We start from the raw sequence: 21,999 nt of genomic DNA on the forward strand, positions 1-21,999 counted from the left end.
CAATCAGTATGCCAAATTTTAGGTATTCCTATCCAATCAATCATAAGAAAAGAAAAGTGAAGCCTCGGAATGAACCGATTCGAAGCTTCACTTGGTGGTTATGTAGTTCCCCTCCCCCTCATTGCGACAAATTCGCCTCTTTATTCTTTAGTTTTCCGGTGCTGATGATGTTAATGTCTACATCCAACTTCGCTATTTCATATGGAAAAACGATCGTTTTTTTTCCGATCCATTTTCTTCTCTCGAGCCAATTGTTGACTCCTAACACATCCGCATGAATCTTTAATCCTTGTCGATACGTACGCAAAATTTCCGAAGCGATCGCTTTTTCTGTTTTTCGTTCGATCGTTTTCAAGGAAGCGGAAGATAGCTTTTCATTCATAATCCCTTTTCCGTGCACACGAAGCGATATTTTTTCACCTTCCTTTTTCTTGGCGGAAATACGTAAATTTTCAACCATAATCGACGCAATCGGCTCATCTTTTTCCAACAACGTCACTTGTGATCTTTGCACCTCCTTCTCCAGCCATCTCATCCCCGTTAACTTTGACTCTGGAAGCCACCCCATTAATCGATTGTTAATCAAAAAATGAGCCCCCGATATTTTTAACAGCTCTTTTGGCTTATGATCGGCCTTCCAATGTTCATCCGAAAGGCTTATGGAAGGAATATATACTGTTTGGTTAGGCGTCGATGCCTCCGCCAAATATTCAAAAAAATGAATAGGAAGGATGTAGGAACGCTGGCGATATAGTTCATTCGGTTCGTGCAGTATATTGGACAGCGCCGAAAGCTTGAAAAACGACTTAGTGCGAAAAATGTTATCGATTTTGTCCCTTGTGCTAAACAGCCAAATATTATAACGAATCTCCCGATATCGATTCACAAAATCAATCGATTGTTTCAGACAATTTTTCAGCACCTGCTCGGATAAGACAATCACCGAAATATGACCCCAAAACAAGCGTTGTTGCGCATCGGTTGTTAACGAATCAATTGCGTCTTGAATCGTTTTTCCTTCGCTTTTTCCAATCCAGATAGGGGGGGACTTGTCCGGAAAGCCTGTTTCCAATTTGGCGACATTGGAAAAATCCAAAATTTGTGCAAAAACAGTAAATGTTTTTCGCTCCTGGTTAAAATCAATCCCGATCGCCGTTACATAATTAATATCCTGTATTTCCTTTATATTCCAACAACCACTAAGCAGTCCCATCGCCCCGATAATCGCCAATAAAACAAACTTTCGCTTCATGTTGTGCCCCCTTTTTTCTTCGTTTGCAAAAACTTCGGCATGCGGTCGGAAAAGTGTGAGGTCGGCTTTAAGAAGGTGTGAATGGCATCTCTCCATGTTAACCCGTACCAACTAAATAACGCTAAATACGGAACACCGAATGAACGAAGCTTTGAAAAATAAATGACGATGATAAAGAACGAAGCGAAAAAACCGAATAGTCCTAACAAAGCAGATAAAAGCAGACACCCCATGCGCAACAACGTCACCGATCCCGCTAACGATTGGTTGCTGATTGTATAGCTGGCCAGTGTCGACAGCGCGACAATCACGACAACGGACGGGGAAATAAAACCCGCCCGAATAGCAGCATCCCCAATAATGAGACCGCCGACCACCGTCAACGTTTGCCCGATGGAAGAAGGCAACCGCGCTCCTGCCTCGCGAAATATTTCGAGCAATGTAAATACAATAATAAGTTCCATCGGTGCCGGAAACGGCAAGCCGAGGCGCGCCATCGTGACCGTCGCTAAAAGCGGAAACGGAATCTGATCTTGATGGTATGAAATAAGCGCTGTCCAAAATCCCGGCAAAAACACGGCCATCATTAATCCCATTAAGCGGAAAAAGCGGCTGAATGACACGATATAATACGGAAAATGGAGATCTTCCGGCGATTTTAATAAAAAAGTCAAATTAGTCGGTCCAATGATCGCCGCAGGGTTGCCGTCCACCAAAATCGCAAATCTTCCTTTTAATAAAGATGCCACTACAAAATCCGGACGCGTGGAATCAGCGATTATCGGAACGATGGAAGCCGGGTCATCTTCGATTAAACTTTCAAGCTGCGTCACCGAATAAATACCATCAAATTCCACTTTCTTTAGCCGGCGGACCACTTCGTTTAACAGTTGTTCATTCATCACGTCGTCAAGGTATAACAAGGCAACTGTCGTCTTCGTTTCGGCGCCAAGAATAAACTTTTGATAACACAAATGCGATGTTTTTAACCGTTTGCGCAAAAGAGCAATATTCGTTTCCACATCTTCCACAAATCCTTCACGCGGTCCGCGAATCGCGACTTCCGATTTCGATTCTTCTAATGACCGTTTTGGTTTCTCCGCAGCATCGATCGCGACAAAATAATTTTTTTCAAAAAAGCACACGATGAGAAACCCGTCGAATACTTTTTCCGCCACTTCATGAAGCGTGATCGATTCTGGCATCGTCTGGCATTGCAGTGATTGCAGGAAAAAATGAAAGTTCTGAATATCTTGAGCTGCTTTTTGCAGTTTCGGATCGATATGTTCACTTAACAGTTCCTTATTCACAACCGATTCACAGTATAAAACGACGAACGGATCGATAAAATGAATGTTGACATCGCTATGTTTCGCAAAAAAGGAAACGAGCTGATCCAGATTGCTTTGTTGTAATGGTATTTCGTGCGGCATCTTTTATCCTTCCCTTTTTATAAAAATAAAAAGCCCCATGAGAAGAGATAAGCTGATAAAAAAACATAAAGCAGCTGGAAAATAAATATGCTTAATAAAAGAGTAAAGTTCGGCATCTCCAATTCGTTTCAGAGACGTTGCCACTAATAACAGGGAGAGAATTCGCAATAGCCATTTTCGATGCGATGTTTGAATCGGAAAGAGATCGGCGATGAGATATAACAAAATGGAAATACGAATTAATGTCCCAGACAACCATTGATAAATCGAGAAAAAATCAACATGGGAAATATATTTGCCAATTTGCAACAGCCGCCATTGTTCATAGGCTGGATAGCGTTGATGACTTGCCTCCGACACACCGAAAATGGTAATGCTCCCTATGAGCGGGCCTAGCGTTAAGACCACCAGAATCAATCCTAATAGCAACATGCTTTTTAATCGAATGGATGGAGAAATGCGGTGTTGTAAAAAGATGATGAGCGCCATTTCTGCCAAGCCGCCTCCGATATAAATGATGCCTCGCAGTGCTGGGGAAACCCCTTTTTCAAAAATCGGAAACAATCTGGTATAGTCTTTATACATAAAATTGGCCGTCATGACGAAAAAGCCGAGAATGAGGACAAAAAATAAAATGACAGCGGCCGATATCGCCAACGATTGAATATTGGACGAAGCACAAATATACCCGATCACCGCAAACAACAACCCTAATATGATGATCGGTGTTTGCGGAAAGTACGACGTAATCGTCCAAGTCAACGTATCTTTGAATGTAATAAACATCATTAAAAAAAGAAATATCGCAACCATCAGCGATAACAACCATGCTAAAAATGAACCGAACCTTTCACTGATCCATTCAAAAAAAGGGGCCCCATTCATGTTTTTCACAATCCAATAAAGGAAAACAATCCAGCCAGCGTAAAGAAAAGAAGTGAAAACGACAGAAACCCAAGCGTCTCGTCCCGATACTTCCAACAAAACCGGAATCACCATTACATGATTGACAAGCCCGCTGCTCAACATAAAAATGATGATCGCTTGTTTTGGAGCAATTTTATCATTATTCATTTTCAATCATCCCGCTTCACTGCTTCACGATTTTTTTACTATTATTTTCACAGAAATGGAAAAGTATACTCTGATTGAATACGGATATACCCTTTGAACCGAATCGCCTATTTTCCTTATATGTTTTCAATAGTCAGAAGAGGAATTATATCATTAAAAATTAGGAGGGAAGGAAGGGATGGCAGAAGGAATACCCTATCAAGCGAAAGACATTTTCTTTAAGTCGTTAGGCGAACTGTATAAAAATCAAACGCTTGAAGTTTATGGACTGCATGACCTGCCAAAGATCACGGAATTATTGCCGAATGAATATGCATCCGTTCGGATACGCTCTTTCTTCTGGAAGAAGGCTTGATTCTCATATTGGAATATGAAATCAATCAACAGATCATCGAGAATCGAGTCAAAACATGAAAAGACCACGAAGCTTTCTGCAAAAAACGCTTTGCAGCCTTGTGGTCTCCATCTTTCTGTATACGTTTTATGGTGATAAACCAACCGCATCATGTAGATTATTACGGAGTGATTTGTTATGCAAAAGATAGGTCAAAATAGAAATAAAAATTGCAGAATTTTTCTGTTCTCCAGTTTTTAATTTGATGGTGTTGCAAAACTAGAGTAAAAACTCGAAGTTATGCATAAGGATGCAACATAACACATGCAGTAAATATCGATGAAATCCATACCATCGGGGTTGTTCCACCCCATCGCTCTTTAACTCGTTAATACCCGTTCAAACCCGCGGCGAAGCCCAAACAGCCATTGGCCAAATCTCGTTTTCAACAAGACAGGAAGAACCCGGCCATAGGCATCTTTCCGTTCCTCGCTATTGCGGCGGTTGATGGGAGAAAGGAATAGGATTCCTGCTTGTTCGGCTGTTTGTCGAACCTTTTCGCTGTCATACGCGGCATCCCCTAACACGAACTCAATCTCCCATTGCCCTAAAGAAGCGAGCAATGCTGGTACCACTGCCGCATCATTCCGATTCGCTGTAGTCAACACATGAGATAAAATGATTTCCTCGGCAGTGGTGCAGTGATGGAGTTTATATCCTTTAAACCAGTGGTATCGGGTGGACACTCCCCACTTTGCCTGTGAATCGTAAAGACTGCTTCGAAGGGCCGTGCTGTCGATCAGCACGATTTGGGGATACCGTACTTCTAGATCTTTGAGTAGCTGTGCATGAAAAATAGGAAATCCCTGTTCCCGAAACCACTTTGCCGCACGGGAAAATGTAGACAGATGAAGGACTTCACTAAGCCCGCAAGCCCGCTGAAAACAGCGAAAACGCTGCAAGATGCGCACTAACTTTCGCAAGGAATCAATAGCAAAATAAGTTTTCAAAAAGAAACATTTCAACAATGATTTTTTCGACACCGGCGGTCTTCCTGTCACATACGGCGTTTCCGGCAACGACAGCGAATCGATATATCGAAATAATGCTTCTAAAATTGGATCGATTTCATAAGACCATGCATGTTCACTGTTCCAATTGGAAATCATAATAGTGTCCACCCCTTGGTAGTTGGTTTTGGTCACTGTATATGATTTCCAAGGTGGTGGATTTTTTATGTGCATTTATGCATTTGTTATGCGTTTTGCAACACGTTTTTGACATAATACCAGGTATTTTTCAATGAGTAGCTTGGCTCAATTTCACTTTACTTTATAAAATCTTTATTTTTAAACAACAATTCGTTTTAAATATAAAGAAAACCTTGAAGGCATATAGCCTATCAAGGTCTTTGTTTTAAATCAAGTTACCTCCATCTCCAATTTATTTCTCCGTCTTCATACACAGCTGGCAAATAAATTCCTCTTTTATTTTGATGATCATCCACAATAAACCAATTATCATCTTTCAACCATTCTTCATTATATTCACTTTCTTTAAAATCATTTTCTTCACTCGTAAGAGCCTTAAAAAAATCTTTAAACTTTACTATATTTTGATTAGGTATAAGTTTACCATACATCCACATGCCTTCAGTGTTGATATCTTGTATTTCACCCAGACATTCATCTTGGAAATATAATAAAAACATAATATACTCACTCCTTAGGAGAAATTTTTATGAATTTGCTTAGGTATTTCTCCTCTTATCAAATATTCATTGTCTCTTGTGGTCCAAGTTAACGCTCTATTTTTCCAAAAATCAGAAACAGAACTATCTCTCTCAATTAATTTCCGAATCTGCTTTGGAGATAAAATGGCCACATTTTTAACTTCTCCTGATCTAATCGCTTTTCTCAAAGCAGAAATATCTAATTCTATCAAGTAATCCCCATAATTTCTAACAATACCTTTATTACTAGTGAAACTAATATAAGGACTATTTGATTTTGCTCCCCTTCTGTAACCTCCTAAAATATGCTCTATAACAGCAACTTGTCGATTTTTGTATATACCTTTACTATTTGCAGGAACTAAATTACCTGAATCTGATATAAATGGCTTACCAACTCCATTAGGTCTTTTAGGTGAATTCAATAAACTATCTCCTCTATAAAGTTTACTGGTACCCTTATATGCAGCATCCCCCGTTCCTTTCCCCACTTCACCTCCGACTTCACTCATCGAAAAGCGTACGGAGCTGGCGGCTTCTTTCGCGGTCTCCCGCACCCCTGCCCTGGATACCGGCCCTATCCCGGCAAATGCCGGCTGCCATTGGACAGCTCGAACGCTGGCAAGAAGATCTTCCCATTGCTCTTTGAACGAACGGATCGTTTGGGTAATCGGTGCCTTTACGACTTGGTGGTATACCGCTTGAAGGGCAGGAATAACTTTATCATAGCGGAGAGCATGTTTCGTTTGCGAAACCAATTGGAAACATCCGCTGCTGTTTCTGCCGCTTTCAATCCTTTGATCCCTGCTTTGCCGGCGATGCCTGCTCCTTTGGCTGGAGGAATGACGGTCAATAATAGCATTCCCCCCGCAAGCAGACGGTCTCCTGCTGTAATCCGTTCTCCGGTGATTGGGTCGTATTCTCCAAACAATCGCTGCACATCATACCAGCCACTAAGCTCCAGACCAAATTCTTTCATGTTATCGGCAAGCGTTTGGTCTGCCTGTCGCATTGCTCGAAAGTTTTTTATTCATGCTATATCTGTTCTAGTAATTAAACTCTGTTTTTCATCTACTAACTAGCATGCAAAAAAGGCTTATTCCTTCTAAAATGGTAAATGGGAATAAGCCTACAAAATTTATCTGGTGAGTTTGTTTAGCTGGTAAGTGTATGGATTCCGCTTGGAAGATAGAAACACGCTAATCTATTGATTCAAAAGAGTTCTTCTCAAAGTTTTTATCTTCTCTATTTCATATTCATAATTACACTTCTCTTTGAAACACTTCTCCATACTTTGAAAAAAGTCATCGGCCCCCCGCAATAAAGCCTCAACCAACTCTCTTTTCGGCAATACAACTTTTATATGGTCATTCGCCTCTATTTCATAAAGCACTAAATCTTCAGATATTGAGTTTATTTGGAGCTTGACAGGTTGATCTGGAAAGTAAGTCTCGCCTTTTCCTGTACGTAACAAACTCTCAAGGACATTTAATATATACGCCCATAATTGATCAACTAAATCCCATAATGTAACATCAAGCAAAATTTGTTCACCATATTTGAATAGAATTGCCCCACTTAAATATTCAAAATCCAATAATTCTTCGATATTCAATAATTCTCTAGTATCAGTAATTGGCACGAAATAACTTTCAATATTATTCTTCAAAAGTGATAGGTCATTTATTTTTTTATCTGGTCTACAAATGAAAGTATTTACATAAAACAATTTTCTCACCTACTATTCAAGTGGATAAAATTGACCAACTCGTCCTCTGTTAAAACCAACTACATATTCTATTCCATTATAGGTTCCTTTTATTTGATAACTAAAGGTCGTTCCATTTTTCAATAGGGTATTTCGATTTTGCATTATAATAGTTTCTATAGCATTCACTATCTCATCAATGGACATATCTTTCCTTAGAAAAGTCTGTTTTGCTTTTATTGACCCATCCCAATACTCAGGATGATGCCTTTCAAGAATGTGCTTCATTCCTCGTTTATCTAGCAGGAATGTTTGATTCCCAACTACAAATTTTTTGCTTTGGAAATTAGCGAGTACGTTTACTACCTTACTAGGTTCAGCTTTCACCATCCCTTCAATAACTTCGTCAGATTTTTTAATCATGAAATGTCTAAACGTGTTAGTGGCTTCTTCCGCGGTCTCCCGCACCCCTGCCCTAGATACCGGCCCTATCCCGGCAAATGCCGGCTGCAGTTGGACAGATCGAACGCTGTCAAGAAGATCGTCCCATTTCTTTTTGAACGAACGGATCGTTTGGGTAATCGGTGCCTTTACGACTTGGTGGTATACCGCTTGAAGGGCAGGCACGATTTTATCATAGCGGAGAACATGTCTCGTTTGCGAGACCAATTTGGAAACATCCGCTGCTGTTTCTGCCGCTTTCAATCCTTTGATCCCTGCTTTGCCGGCGATGCCTGCTCCTTTGGCTGGAGGAATGACGGTCAATAATAGCATTCCCCCCGCAAGCAGACGGTCTCCTGCTGTAATCCGTTCTCCGGTGATTGGGTCGTATTCTCCAAACAATCGCTGCACATCATACCAGCCACTAAGCTCCAGACCAAATTCTTTCATGTTATCGGCAAGCGTTTGGTCTGCCTGTCTTATTGCCGCGGCCGTCCGGTACAGCAGTTCTTCCGCTTCATTCAGCTTTTCTTCATAACGGTCGAGCCAATGAATCAGCTCATCTCTGAGACTATCGATCGCATCAGTGCTAATGCCGGGAATCTTCATCACCAACGATGGAAATTCCCACGAAAGCGAGGTCCGAGCACGGGAGCAGCCGTCTTCGGCATCGGGGACATGCTCAGCTACAGATTCTAGCTCTTCCGGATTGACTCGAATCGTCGTCATTGCAGCTCCTCTATCTTTCGCTAAATTTAGGTAATTTCCTTTCTCATTTCACAAAAAAGAGTACCGGCACAGGATAAATATGAAGATTGGCGCAATTTCAGAAAACAGCCCCAAAATAATCTGAAAAAAATAACGAAATTAATATGCTAATTTACAATTAGGGTTATATTTTGTTAGTAACGAAGAAAGTGGCTTATTCGGCACTGGGTATCCTCCGCCAAAAAAGAAACTTTGAAAGGCATAAAACCCATCAAGGCTGAAAATAGAAGTAATCTAATAACTAATGAGGTTCATCACCAAATTTTGTGATTTAGTGACAAAAAAGAGAAAGCACTAACGAGATCCTAGCAATAATGTTAGCGGTGAAATAAACATTAAGGAGGTCTCGTAAGTGCTTTCTATACCACTAGGATTGCCGGAATTTAAAGTTATTAAACAAGAACTTCTTTCCTATGGTTATGCGATTCATGTAGAGAAAGCAGAGACACAGGAACGTTGCCCTCATTGTGGGTTTTCCACTTCCTCTGTCCACGACAGGCGGACAAGAAAAGTACGGGATTTGGCGATTTTCCATCAACCGGTGTACTTGTTTGTAAAGGTAAAGCGCTATCGGTGCTGGAATTGTTCCCAAGTGTTTTCCGCCTCTTTGGAATCGATTCAACCCAATCAACACTACACCAATCGATTTTGTGAGTATTTGTATGAACTTTGTGAAGGCTCCACCATTCAAGAGGTTAGCCGAAAGCACCGTATTCCATATACGACATTGGAGCGCATCTATTACTTCATTGCATCGAAAAAAGCAAAAGATCGTCAAACAGCGATAGAAGCATCTTCTCAAGAAGAGATGGTGCTTAGCTTAGATGAAATCGCTGTAAAAAGGGACATCAGTATGAAACCGTATTGATGGATGCCAAAGCCGGATCGGTCATGGGAATGCATGCCGATCGCCAATGTGACTCCGCCATCAACTTGTTGAGCCAAAATGTCCTGTCGAAAGAAATGGTCCAAACGGTGATTCTTGACATGTGGGAACCTTATCATAAGGCGGTTCGTGCCCTGTTTCCATCTGCTTCGATTGTCATCGATAAGTACCATGTGGTTCAAAAAGTGACACAAGCCTTGGATCAAGCAAGAAAGGAATTTTCTCCATTGAAAAAGGCTCGATATCTTCTCTTAAAAGGCTGTGAAAAGCTTCGTAAGGACCAACGGCTTCGATTAGACGATATCTTGGAGGAGTATCCGGTACTTTCCATTGTTTATTATCTGAAAGAGTTGTTTCGGGATTTTTACCGAACCGATGGATATAACGAAGCAAAGGAACGCTTGGAAGAATGGATTAAGTTAGCCAAACAGAGCCCTTTTGTTTCTTTTCAGGAAGCAGCCAACACTCTTGAAAAGTGGAAGGAGCCTATTCTTTCCTACTTTTTGTGTCCATATACGAACGCCCGAATCGAGGGGACGAATCACAAGATCAAAAACATCAAACGCCGGGCATATAGCTATCGAAATCTAGAACGGTTTCGTTTGCGTGTATTTCTGGAGTGTACAGGGAACACTACAGGTAGTCAGGCTGCCTAAGCGCTCCCTTCTTCCGCTATCGGTATGATAGTTGGCAGAATGGAACCCGTCAAGGAAAGCACTTGACTGTTTCCATTCTACCAACTTCATGGTCTGTATGCGGAAGAAGGATCCTGACTGATGAACCTATTTCATCCAGCTAACATGTTTCTAGGATTGAGTAGAAATCACAGAAAATGGTGAAGACCCAAATGTTATTTATTGTATATATGATTGTTACAGTGTATATAAAATAATTCGAGATATGCTAAAAAAATACCTCAAAAGAGATTTAATATCTCCTTTGAGGCTCTATATTACCATACTACAAGTTTCTATCTTATACCAACCCACACTTCCCCTTCATGATATATTTCTATTACATATCCTGAAGTTGGCGAAAAGATCCAAGTATCAAAACTAACCGCCGTAACATCATCAATAACTTCTAAAACCTTTTTTAAATCAGACTTGATAATGGGCAAAGTCCCCTCGTCCCAAATTATATAGACAACTGGATCAAAATTTTGGTAACAATTTTCTAGATAAGCTATTATATCATCTACAGTATTTACATTTTCTTTTTTACTAACCTTGTCCCAATCAATACGCCCCCATTCAGCAAATGGAAAAGAGCTTTCCAAAGCATCAAGAACTTTCTCTTTTTCACTATTCATTAAAATTTCAGCATCTTCACCTAAGGCTTCAATACATTCATCTAATAAAGTCATTCAAATTCACCCTTATCTATTCAAGTGTTTTAAATAAGTTTTAAAAGTACTTTTATTACCTTCAAAAGGTATTACATATTTTTTAGCTTTAAGCCCTTTACCCTCACGAAAATCTTCTACATTAATATGTGGCCCTTTATTAGGGTCGTAGTCTAATCTCCATCTAACCTTTCCATCAGCAGATTGCCTACCCACAACTTTTCCGTACCCTGCACTAGATTTAAGAGTACCTATATATGGCTTTGAATTTGGACCTAAATCCCCTACTAATTCAAGTGCTTTATTTCTAGCTTGTTCATACGTTCTTACCTTATCAAGTATTTGTTCACCTTTGCCAATACCCTTGCCAATCACCTGATCCCTCGTTCTGCTGACGATATTCATCATCGTTCCTTTGGCTTCCCTCTCAGCCCCGCTCATCCACATGCGGGATGTCGGGCCGCCGACTCCTGCCAAGGCCGGCTGTGGTCCCATCAGGACAGAGCCAACATTTTCGAGAAGTTGTTCCCATTGCTGTTTGAACGAACGGATCGTTGCAGTGATAGGCCCTTTGATGACCTGGTGATAGATCGTTTGTAAAGCCCCTTTGATTTTATCAACATTCAGGACGTTTTTCGTTTTCGAAATCCATTTCGAAACATCCGCTGCGGTTCCGGCCGCTTTCACTCCTTTAATCCCCACTTTGCCGGCGATGCCTGCTCCTTTGGCTGGAGGAATGACGGACAACAATAACATTCCCCCCGCTAGCAGGCGGTCTCCAAATGAAAGCCGTTCCCCTGTCAGCGGATCATATTCCCCAAACACCCGCTGCACATCATACCAACCAAGAAGCTCCAAACCGAATTCTTTCATGTTGTCCGCAAGCGTTTGGTCTGCCTGTCTTATTGCCGCGGCCGTCCGGTACAGCAGTTCTTCCGCTTCATTCAGCTTTTCTTCATAACGGTCGAGCCAATGAATCAGCTCATCTCTGAGACTATCGATCGCATCAGTGCTAATGCCGGGAATCTTCATCACCAACGATGGAAATTCCCACGAAAGCGAGGTCCGAGCACGGGAGCAGCCGTCTTCGGCATCGGGGACATGCTCAGCTACAGATTCTAGCTCTTCCGGATTGACTCGAATCATCGTCATTGCAGCTCCTCTATCTTTCGCCGAAGGCGGGCGATTTCCCTGCTTATTTCATGCAAAAGATCATCAGCGGTCGCATAAATATGTGCCTCAATTTGCCGCAAGTCCCCGTATACCAATTCATACGCTTCCCTCGATTCTCCCTGCCAATGCGGAGCATACTCGTCATTGGCGCGATAAAAGGCACGAGAGCCATATTGAAATTCCTCCATCGCTTCTTTGACCTGTCCCTGATAAGATTGCAAACAATCGATCATCATCTCATAGGCCCAACGTCTTAATTCTTTTTCAGCCGATTCCAATAAAGACGCCACCTTGGTTTCTCCTCCATATACACGCTATTTAAATGGCAACACAAGGATAAATCATGATATATTCCTATTTTTCCAGATGACAAATAGAGACTTTTTCTTATCTATGATTCTGCGATGTGAAACATGCCGCAAATATCCATTTATGAAACAAACTTTTTCATACGCGGAACGATTACCGTGAAGAGGACGATAAGAAAGCCGAAAATGAAAAAGCCGAACAGCCATGGCAGAAACGATGATGATGTTTGTTCCGCCTCATCCAATGGCTGATGAGACGGAACTGTTTGTTCTTCGATGGAAGAAAACAATTCTAGTTTCTCCGCTTTGGCGGCAATCGTATTCGTTTCTTTTTCACCCGATAAAAATAACTGTGCTTTTGTTTGTTCAAAGAAAGAAGATGTCGGTCTTTGAAATGTCAGCGATGTTTGCACCTCTGGTAAATCTCTTTTTTCATCGAGCAGCGACTCTTCATGAATGTAATCCATACGTAATTCGATGTTCTGCCGTTGATATTGATTTGGTTCAATTTCCGGCCACTTGTCCGTTTCCGCGTAAACCGTCCCCCCCATCGCAGCCAATACAAAGCAGAGGAAGGGGAAAAAGAACATCACAAGGCGTCCTCTACCCTTCATATGTTTCCTCCTCCTTCTGCAGAGCGGCTAGGCGCTGCTTCAAAAACGGAACAACGGACATGAATAGAGTGACAACTCCTAACGTAATGACAGCTGGATAAAATGCTTGCTGGTCTCCATATTGAATCGACATGTACGTTTTTGAGATCGGATGATCAAAGCTAAAGTTTGGCAATACTAAGTCGAGTAATGGAGTAATGAAAAACAGGATTAAGCCGACTCCGAGCACCCAGCCGGTAAACGGTCCGATGAAAAAGGCCAAACGAACAATGGCGGAACAGAAAAATAATAAGATGATGGTAAAAATGCTCCACTTGAGGGCCTGCACATCTTGCATCGGATAAATTCGCAATCCATATGTGCTGATGATGAAACCAACAAGTAAGTTCATCATGACGAGCAATGCAGCCTGCATCATAAGCGGAACAGAAGAATAATAATGCAGGAAGAACCCAATGAGCATGCCGCAGAGCAAAATAATGATAAACATCACGACAGGCGGCGTGTACGTTGTCTTCTCTTCCGGAATATCTCCTTTTACTTGTACCGGATTGGTTAAGTAATCATACACATATCCGTTTGCTTGTTGGTCTACCATCGCATTGTCTAGCAGATGATAGACATCATTTTTAATTTGTTTAGTTGTATTAACATTGGCTGCCCATTTGTTGTTTAACTCATCCGCCCGATCTTGGACCGATGCCACTTTGTCACGCAGATCATTTGTATAATCGATCATCCGGTCTTGCCCTTTGGCAATGGAAGTGACTAAATCAGAAATTTGTGCAACGTCTTGCATCGTGTTTTGCTGCATGGTAATAACAAATTCGCCATCGTTGGCTCCTAGCGTCGATTGTATAGTTTCTTCTTGATCCATGGTTTGCTGAAGCTGTGCTGTTACTTCATTCGCGGCGTCGTTTAGTGATTGTAATTGTCCCATCAACTCTTTTTGCGCTTTTTCCACATTTTCATCATATTGCCGTATATATTCAAGCGTTGCTTCAACAAAAGAATGAACGTTATTTTCAGCCGTTTCTGCACCTTGCAAAGAAGCGGCTGAGTCGCCCTGCAACTGCTGAATTCCGCTATGAATGTTCGATAAAGTTTGGAAAATCTCCGCTTTTTCCTTCCAATTTAAAATCAGCTGATCCACAAGTGCTTCATCAACATTCCCCGTTCGCTTTAATGCATCCTCAAAAATCGATAACCAAGCAAAATAGGCGAGAAGATCATTCATGTTTCTGCTTTGGATAGCCGGCTGAAAGCAGGCTGATAATTGTTGCTTTCGTCCTTCAGATAACGACGGAGACTGAAGAATAGCTTGTTCTTTGGCGATAATTTGCTGAACCACTGTTTCTTCCGATTGCCCATTGGCATCATTTGCCTGCGCGGCCAATTGCGCATATTTTTTCTGCCATTGCTGCTCGAGGGATAACTGCTTTTGCCATGCTTCTTTTGCCTTTTGCATTTCTATTTCCAGCTGATTCATGACATTGTCAATATTCCCCCAGCTTTCCGATGTACCTTGCCCTTCCTGCGTCTCTTGCGGGAGTTGCGGTTTTACCGTTTGCAGCTCGGTCTTTAAAGACGCCAGCTGCTGCTCGAGCGCATTCAGCCACTCTCCGTTCCCTGCCGGCTGCGGCAACTCTCCCGGTACCGGCGGTTCATTCGGTGCTGATGGAGTGGCGGCGGATTGCAGCTGCTGCCGTAGCGAAATGAGTTTTTGCTGCACTTCGTCCAATGTCTTTGTATCTGTTTGTTGTTGATACTGACGGATGAGATCTTTTTGCGACTCCAACAGTCGTTCATCAACGTTGGCATTTTCCAGCTGGTCATAGAGATTCGTCAATGCCGTATGGCTGTTCGCAACCGTATTACGCAGTGTGGACACAGATTCGAGCAAGGTTTGGCCATTTAATTTCAACTCCGGTTTGACATTCCATGGCCGTTCTACGACGGAACGTATTCCTTGACTCACCATCATTTCATACTGATGAATTCCTTCTTGGATGAGATCATGCTGCCGTTGCTGATATTCTTTATACTCCTGAATATCCTCGATAAACGAAGCAATCTCCGCTTTCGCCCGCTCCAAACCTTTTAACGTATCGTTGGAGGAGCTTTCGGCGTTTTTCGAAGACGAAAGCAGCTGTTCAAGCATCTTCTTTTGACTCTCGATCTCTTTTGTTAATTTTGTAGAACTAGGGGTGTAAAAATCATACATCGTCTTTTGAAAAGCGATTTCTTTTTCCAAAATAGCGCTGAATTTTTTGCGAATATCTTCTATCGCTTGACTGACATAGCTCCAATACAGTGTAGACATCTTTTGATTGATTGTATTTTTGGCTGCCTCTAACTCTTTTTGTACCCGCTCCCGATTTTTCGCCTCAAGATTTGGCTGGATTTTATATTGAACAGTTGCCTTTAGCGGCTGTTTTTCATTAAACGTTAAAATGTTTCTGGAAAAATCGGATGGCAGATAAACGACAGCGTCATATTGACCGTCCGCCAGCCCCTTTTCCGCCTGACTGCGGTTGACGACAGACCATTGATAAGTAGAAGCATCATCAAGGGCTGGTATCATTTCTTTGCCGAATTCGTATGTTTTCTTATCGTAAGTGGCTCCTAAATCTTCGTTGACTACCGCGATTCGGTTCGTTGTCCTCTCCGTTACCTTCATTGGGTTATGGCCAATGAACGTAAAGAATAGTACAGGAAGAGCAACAATAAACACAATCTTCGCAATCAACTGGACGATTTTCCCTTTTTCCGTCATATAATTCACCTGATTTCCTTTATTCTACTTTTGGGATTTGTATTTTTTGTTCTTTTCCATTTAAGACAAAGTAGCCAAACCCCGGATCCACTTCTGGTTCGTGTCGTGTAAATGGCAGTGCAAACAAGCTTTGTTCCGATTTTTTCATGACAAGGATTGCTTGCCGAATTTGTTTCAGTTCCGTTGTCAGCGCATCAAAGCCCTTTATAAATTCATTCGCGTTTCCTGCTACAATGACACTAAATCCAAGATGGCTGTATCGCTTCATCATCATCGCGATTCTCTCGTGAGTTTTACTATCCACAAACTGCTGAAACCGGGAAAGGCTATCCGCGACAAAAACAACCGGTGAAAAGGATTGCCCATGAACATTCACTTTCCTAATTGCCGCTAAATACTCTTCCTCTCTCTTTTGCAATATTCCGTTTACTTCATCAAGCCAATGGTGCATTTGCTCCTTTGCTTCTATATAGACGACGTTTTCTTTATTAGCGTATAAAGCAAGTCCACGGTCAACTCCATCAAACAGCCCGATGCCTGCTGTCGGCTGGGCGAGCAATGATTCCAATATCACTTTGATCACATTCGTCTTTCCTTTGCGCGACTGTCCTACTACAAGACAATGCGGATTGGTTTGTATACGAAGGGAGATCGGACGAACCGTCTCTTCATCGAGTCCAATCGGAATCAAGCCAGGCTGCGGCTCGCCCACATACGTTTTGGCAAAGACCGCAAATGGCAATTGCGCTGGAAGCATTGGAATAGGCTCTGGCGTCTTCATTTCCTTATATCGCTCTTTTAATCTCGTTATCTCTTGCTTTACGTTTTCGTGCACGGCGATGTCATGATCTCCATCAGCTGGAAGATATATTTGCGTTAAGACCGCTTGTTCTTTTTTTACCAGCGCTCGCCCCGGAATGGGTTCGACCTCGTACGGAGTTCGTCCAATGATGGAAAACCGTTCCGAACTGTCAAGGAAATAATGAACGATTTTTGTTTTTAAATTGTTCATAAGCGAAGGGCGAATTCCGCTAATTCTTGTTGCCGTCATTATCAAAAATATTCCAAGCGACTGCCCGTCTCGAGCATATTGAATAAGCTGTGTTTCCAAATCCGGCATTTCCTCTTTGACAAGGTCAAAATTGTCAATTGCAATAAAAATAATCGGAAGTTTTTCTTCAGAAAGCGTGTTATATAATTTGATGGTGCTTACTTCTTTTTCCATAAACCGTTGTTTCCGCCGCTCCATTTCCTCTTTCATGAACTTGATGAATTTTTCTATTTTCTTTCCATCGTCAAAACGGAAATAATCGGCGGTATGCGGCAATTGCCGCAACGGCAGCAGCGCGCTGTTGCCAAAGTCGAAAATGTAATAATGAAGCTGTTCCGGACTATAGACGGACGCAAAGCTCATTAACAATGTCATCGCCGTTGTCGATTTCCCATATCCCGCAGAACCAAAAATGCCGATATTTCCGTCTTCAAGCCATTGATATAAGTAGTCCGATTGCCGCTGCAGTTCAGGTTCATCTTTTAGACCAATCGGAAAATGAACGGTGTCTCGTTCTAGCAAGGCAGGGCGATGCAAGCGCGTAGATAGCGGCGGCAGCCATGGGCTCGGCAGCTTTTCGATCCCGAGTTGCTGCTGCGCCTTGATAATTTCTTGAACAACCATTTCAATTTCTGTTTTTTGTGTTTTCTTGTTTTTCTTCATTTTCGCATCAATATTCGAAACGGGAACAAGTCCTAAGTCGGTGACAATATAAATATCATCTTCTGATTCAAAGCCTTCTTCCATATACGGCGCACCGCTCCATGCCGATTGAAACAGTTCGTATACTTCATTATTCCCGACTTGAAGATAAGCGCGGCCTGTTACGGTAATGGTAGCCGCATCTCCGTTTTTCAATATTTCCTTGCTGTCGCTGGCATCTTGCACTTTCAAGCAGATACGAAAGCGGGCATTGCTCCAAATTTGCTCGTCGATGACTCCTCTTGGCTTTTGTGTTGCTAAAATAAGATGAACTCCTAAGCTGCGGCCAATCCGCGCCGCGCTCACTAATTCGCGAATAAAGTCCGGTTCTTCGCTTTTTAATTCGGCAAATTCATCGGCGATTAAGAATAGATGAGGCAGAGGCTGTTTCGCTTTGCCTTGTTTATATAAATCCATGTAATCATTGATATGATTGACTTCGTAGCGGTCAAACAAACGCTGCCGCTTTTTCAGCTCACTATTAATGGAAGCCAACGCGCGTGCGCTGAAGTTTTTGCTGCCGTGAATATTCGTAATGGTGCCTAATAAATGCGGAATGTTTTTAAACGGCTGCGCCATGCCGCCTCCCTTATAGTCAATGAGCAAAAACGCAACTTCATGAGGGTGAAAATGCGCCGCCAATGACAAAATATACGTTTGCAGCAGTTCACTCTTCCCGGACCCCGTCGTTCCCGCGACAAGCCCGTGCGGACCGTGCGCTTTTTCATGCAGGTTCAGCTCCACGACGTCTTTTTTGCCTTTTAGTCCAATTGGAACGGCCAGCGAGCGCGAAGACTGATGTGTCATCCAATTTTCCTTAATATTTATCTCTTCCGCATTCTTCACCTGAAGTAATTCGAAAAACGTTACTTTTTCTGGAATAGAGTTGTGCATTCCCCTTTGATGATCTAAAGAGCGCAATAGGCGGGCGAACCGCTCGTTTCCTTCCCGAGTATGTTCATCGAGCGTAAACGGAATATGCGCCGCTTTCCGGTGCTGAATTAAAATTTCTCCATCCCGTTCGTTGATATATTGCACAAGTGTATGAATGTTTTCTGTTAAACTTTCCTTTGTATCGGAAGCAAAAATAACGGAAATGCCGATATCTTCGTTTTTTTCCTCCAAATATTCTAAAATCACATGTTCGGCGATTAAAGAGCGGTTGGCAACGATAAACACAAAATGCGGGGAAAACCGTTTTTTCTCTTTTTCCTCATCGAGATCGCGTTCCCGCAATATCTCGTAAATGGACGACAACAATTGGTCACGTGTCTGTTCGTTATAAATAAATCCTTTCGCGAAAGAATTGGGCAGTTGAAAATGCGGGAGCCATTTCATCCATTCCCAATCCTTATAATCCTTTTCAGCAAAGATGGCAACAAACCGTACATCGTGGTAACTGTGGAAAAAGGCGATTTGCCCTACAAGCTGCTGAATTTCATGATTGACGATCGAAGCTTTCCCGATCATTCCCATTGCCCCGCTTGACAAATCAATCGTAAGCGGCACATTTTTGACGGTTTGATAAACTTGCGCCATCTGTTGAGCTTGCTCCAATAAATCATCGATTTCCCGATTGGCTAAATCACTCATACTCACCGACACTTCATAGGTAGACGGAACATCCGCTTTTCCGATCCGAAGATGGAGGAAATCGTCGCTTTCCATCGTTCGTTCCCAAATACGGTCGCTAATTTGCAGTGCGAACGATTTCATCTTTTCAAATGATGGAAAGTGGTAATATAGCACGTTTCTTTGTTTCTCGTATAGTGCGTGAAGCTCTTCCCGTTTTTGTTCCAAGTAATTCGTATAAATGCGCCGTCGTTTCTCTTTCCGTGCTTTGCGATTCTTTCTTTCCCGAAAATATTGCGCGGTCGATGTCACTAACGTGGTCGCAAACATCACGATCGAAATGAGGATAAAGATGCCCCGTGGTTGAATTAAAGCAATAACCCCCATAACAAGAAGCATCATCAACGGCGGTAAAATCATTAGCCATAAACCGCGCTGATCCCCATCTCCTTCTTGGCTTGGAAATGAAACCGTGACCTTTTCTCTTGGCGGTTCATAAATCATGCGCGGTGTCCGGTGATAAACAGGATATTTTTTTTTCATTTCTGAAACCGGCGGCAATGTTTCCGTCAGCAAAGATGTTATCTCTTGGCTGCTCGTGACCGCTAATAAATCATCCTCTAAAAAAACAAATTGTACATACGGACATAGGATCACGTCCCCGTTTTGTAAAGGTGCCATGTTAGATATTTTCGCCCCATTGAGAAACAGAGGTGATTCATGGTTTGAAGCAACCAACCATTCTCCTTGCTGCTTGACAAACGATGCCCTCGCTGTTTTGATTTGAATGTCTGCTTGTAGATCAGGCGCCACCATCAGTTCGGTTTTATTGCCGACGTAATAAATGTGCGTTTTTATTTCCTTGTCCATCCACACAACCGTAATCGTTTGTCCATCGTCATCCACCGTAAAGGGAGTGCACGGCTTCAATTCCCCAATTGGTTTATCTCCTTGCAGCACCGTCATGGCGGAAGCATCTGTTTGTTTGATTTCTATATATCCGTTACGAAATAAAAAGGATGGGATGGTGATATGATGCTCCAGTTTATTTCCGATAGAAATGCAACCCTCTTGTCCCGTCAGTGGGAATAGCTGGCAAGTATCCTTATAAAAAATCCATAATTGACTCATATAATCCTCTCCTATGATGCTCGTTGCTGCGCTTTCTTCCATTTATTTTTTCGTTTCCGCATTGTTTGGCTTCGCGCTATTAGATGCAGGCGGCTTATGATTAGGCGCCGGTGTGTTGGACTGTTGTTTTGGCGCCGCCGAAGCCGGAGGGCTGGTTGCCGGCTGCTGTGCCGGGGGTTGCTGCTGGCTTGTCTCCTCTTGCTGCTTTTCTTTCAATTGCTTTTCCTGCTCCTCTCTTTCTTTCTCATATTCTTCTATCTCTCTATCAATCTCTTCTAATTTTTGCTGCTTTTCCTCTCCGGACAACTCTTTGTCCACCTTTATTTCTTCACGGTATTTTAACAAACCGTACATAATCAGCTCCCTATCTTCCATCGCTCTCGCCAATTCAAGCGCGTCCTCGCTTCTTCCCCGGCCGATATAGATCCAATACAGCAAATACTGCGGGTCTGTTTTCAACGTAATATTATTTAATACCACTTTCTGCTGCTCTTCCGTAAGCGACTCTGTCATGACATAGGAAGAAGCAAGTTCATATTGCACTACATACGGCATTTTTTCTGGAGGGTAATTTTCTAATGTCGTAATCACGTCGCTATATTTATTTTGTAAAAACAGCTCGGTACTTTGGATATATGCTTCTTGTTTTGGCTGCAAAAAAAAGAAAGAATAAAACGTATAAATCATAGCAGGAATTAACAAACCAACTGTCGAAAAGAATATATATTGTTGCATAGTCCATTTTCGTTTTGGAATATGTACAGACGCTCGTTCTTTTGCTTCTTCCTCATCCATCCATCGTTCTAAAATGGACAAAAGCGCTTCTAGGTTTTCTGCTTGCAACATTTCCTTAGCGATATCGGAACATTTTAATGTTTCATGAAATTTAAAGTATTCTTCAAAACGGTGTTGCCCATCTGTCAATGCTAGCACCGTCGCTTTTACTTCTTGAAGGAGACGTGCTTCATCCGGTTCATACGGCGGCAGGCTCTCCTTTATTCCGACATGAAGGAAAAAAGGTTCCAATCCATGATCAAACACAAGGTTTTCCGGGCATATAATAAGGATAAACCGACGAAGAGAGTGATTTTTCACTTTTGTGACGAGTTGATATGCCGCTCTTAGCCGGGAAAGCAGCGATTTTTTCCGTACAGCTGGAAACGAAAAAAACGATGCAGGTGGAGTGATGGTGATCTTCACTTCATCCTCAGACACGTCAATATCCCGTAACAAATAAGGATCGATTTCCTTTATGATCTGTAATTCTAGCGGATGCTGCATTTTTAATTTCGCACGCTGGAAGACAATCGTGTAATGTTTATCTTTGGTCATTACGGCATCGATTTGCGTTTCCAAATAGGTCTTTTTCTCTTCCATAATAAAATAGAACTCCTTTTCTCTTTCTCGATGGCTACAATATAACGATGCGGTCTCCATCCGTAATTCCGCTGTCCTTTAATGTAAAATAGCCCGGGCAGACCATTTGTTTATTGTCTACCCGCACCCAGTAGCCTTCTCTTGGCGGCGCCGATATGTTTTTTAACTGCCAAACAATATCGATGAGTTTTTTGATCGAATAAAAATTGGACAGACGAAGATCAAATACATCCTCTGTATAATGCCGGAGATCGATTGTGACTTGAATGTACATGAGATAAGCCCCCAATATAGAAAAAAGCGCCATAATCTTTCTTAGATT

15 protein-coding genes and 3 pseudogenes are annotated in these 21,999 nt (G+C 42.2%); 2 read left to right on the plus strand and 16 right to left on the minus strand.

Annotation, left to right across the window (positions count from 1 at the left end; all coding sequences use genetic code 11):
* Window positions 1–118 precede the first annotated feature (118 nt).
* Genes HT574_RS06100 through HT574_RS06110 form a run of 3 tightly spaced genes read right to left on the minus strand, consistent with a single transcriptional unit; the run spans window position 119 to window position 3,759 of the window.
* Entirely contained in the window at window positions 119–1,252 is a 1,134-nt protein-coding gene (locus tag HT574_RS06100) for a Ger(x)C family spore germination protein (protein WP_175243895.1), read from the minus strand.
* Window positions 1,249–2,685: a spore germination protein gene (locus HT574_RS06105; protein WP_175243896.1), complete on the minus strand. Its 1,437-nt coding sequence runs from the start codon at window positions 2,683–2,685 to the stop codon at window positions 1,249–1,251. The genes HT574_RS06100 and HT574_RS06105 overlap by 4 nt, the downstream gene beginning before the upstream one ends.
* Window positions 2,686–2,688: 3 nt before the next feature.
* Window positions 2,689–3,759: a GerAB/ArcD/ProY family transporter gene (locus HT574_RS06110; RefSeq protein ID WP_175243897.1), complete on the minus strand. Its 1,071-nt coding sequence runs from the start codon at window positions 3,757–3,759 to the stop codon at window positions 2,689–2,691.
* Between the two features lie 178 nt (window positions 3,760–3,937).
* Here HT574_RS06110 and HT574_RS06115 point away from each other — a divergent pair, with 178 nt between their 5' ends.
* On the plus strand, window positions 3,938–4,114 hold the full coding sequence (locus tag HT574_RS06115) for a hypothetical protein (protein ID WP_175243898.1): 177 nt from the start codon (window positions 3,938–3,940) through the stop codon (window positions 4,112–4,114).
* Between the two features lie 258 nt (window positions 4,115–4,372).
* Here the strand turns inward: HT574_RS06115 and HT574_RS06120 are convergent.
* The 5 genes and pseudogenes from HT574_RS06120 to HT574_RS19810 form a co-directional block, all read right to left on the minus strand.
* A pseudogene (locus tag HT574_RS06120) lies at window positions 4,373–5,262 on the minus strand (transposase).
* A gap of 257 nt (window positions 5,263–5,519) precedes the next feature.
* Complete coding sequence (locus HT574_RS06125; RefSeq protein ID WP_003253190.1) at window positions 5,520–5,804, minus strand: hypothetical protein; 285 nt, start codon at window positions 5,802–5,804, stop codon at window positions 5,520–5,522.
* Window positions 5,805–6,223: 419 nt separating this feature from the next.
* Window positions 6,224–6,840 (minus strand): annotated as a pseudogene (locus HT574_RS20460) (pre-toxin TG domain-containing protein); the annotation flags it as partial.
* A gap of 189 nt (window positions 6,841–7,029) precedes the next feature.
* The gene (locus tag HT574_RS06135) at window positions 7,030–7,554 is read right to left on the minus strand and encodes a hypothetical protein (protein ID WP_175243899.1); all 525 of its coding nucleotides are present in this window, start codon (window positions 7,552–7,554) and stop codon (window positions 7,030–7,032) included.
* 12 nt (window positions 7,555–7,566) lie between these two features.
* Window positions 7,567–8,703 carry a pre-toxin TG domain-containing protein gene (locus tag HT574_RS19810; RefSeq protein ID WP_254698604.1) on the minus strand — a complete coding sequence of 379 codons (1,137 nt, stop codon included), beginning with the start codon at window positions 8,701–8,703 and terminating at the stop codon, window positions 7,567–7,569.
* A gap of 391 nt (window positions 8,704–9,094) precedes the next feature.
* On the opposite strand from HT574_RS19810, the pseudogene HT574_RS20330 reads away from it, so the two are divergent.
* Window positions 9,095–10,284 (plus strand): annotated as a pseudogene (locus HT574_RS20330) (ISL3 family transposase).
* Window positions 10,285–10,598: 314 nt separating this feature from the next.
* Here the strand turns inward: HT574_RS20330 and HT574_RS06150 are convergent.
* The 8 genes from HT574_RS06150 to yukD form a co-directional block, all read right to left on the minus strand.
* Window positions 10,599–10,994, minus strand: a complete 396-nt coding sequence (locus HT574_RS06150) for a CDI toxin immunity protein (protein ID WP_042412403.1) — start codon at window positions 10,992–10,994, stop codon at window positions 10,599–10,601.
* 12 nt (window positions 10,995–11,006) lie between these two features.
* Window positions 11,007–12,125 (minus strand): pre-toxin TG domain-containing protein, encoded by a 1,119-nt coding sequence (locus tag HT574_RS06155; RefSeq protein ID WP_175243900.1) that lies wholly within the window; start codon window positions 12,123–12,125, stop codon window positions 11,007–11,009.
* Entirely contained in the window at window positions 12,122–12,436 is a 315-nt protein-coding gene (locus HT574_RS06160) for a DUF5082 domain-containing protein (protein WP_175243901.1), read from the minus strand. The genes HT574_RS06155 and HT574_RS06160 overlap by 4 nt, the downstream gene beginning before the upstream one ends.
* A gap of 140 nt (window positions 12,437–12,576) precedes the next feature.
* A complete protein-coding gene (gene essA, locus HT574_RS06165; RefSeq protein ID WP_175243902.1) occupies window positions 12,577–13,068 on the minus strand; it encodes a type VII secretion protein EssA in 492 nt (163 codons plus the stop codon).
* Window positions 13,058–15,844 carry a type VII secretion protein EsaA gene (gene esaA, locus HT574_RS06170; protein WP_175243903.1) on the minus strand — a complete coding sequence of 929 codons (2,787 nt, stop codon included), beginning with the start codon at window positions 15,842–15,844 and terminating at the stop codon, window positions 13,058–13,060. Before esaA ends, essA begins: the two co-directional genes overlap by 11 nt.
* A 19-nt stretch (window positions 15,845–15,863) precedes the next feature.
* A complete protein-coding gene (gene essC, locus HT574_RS06175; protein ID WP_175243904.1) occupies window positions 15,864–20,300 on the minus strand; it encodes a type VII secretion protein EssC in 4,437 nt (1,478 codons plus the stop codon).
* Between the two features lie 42 nt (window positions 20,301–20,342).
* Entirely contained in the window at window positions 20,343–21,677 is a 1,335-nt protein-coding gene (gene essB, locus HT574_RS06180; protein ID WP_175243905.1) for a type VII secretion protein EssB, read from the minus strand.
* A 34-nt stretch (window positions 21,678–21,711) separates the two neighbouring features.
* Complete coding sequence (gene yukD, locus HT574_RS06185; RefSeq protein WP_017435737.1) at window positions 21,712–21,951, minus strand: ESX secretion system protein YukD; 240 nt, start codon at window positions 21,949–21,951, stop codon at window positions 21,712–21,714.
* Window positions 21,952–21,999 lie beyond the last annotated feature (48 nt).

This window comes from Parageobacillus sp. VR-IP (assembly GCF_013357975.1).
In the GTDB taxonomy this organism is placed as follows: Bacteria; Bacillota; Bacilli; order Bacillales; family Anoxybacillaceae; genus Saccharococcus; species Saccharococcus caldoxylosilyticus.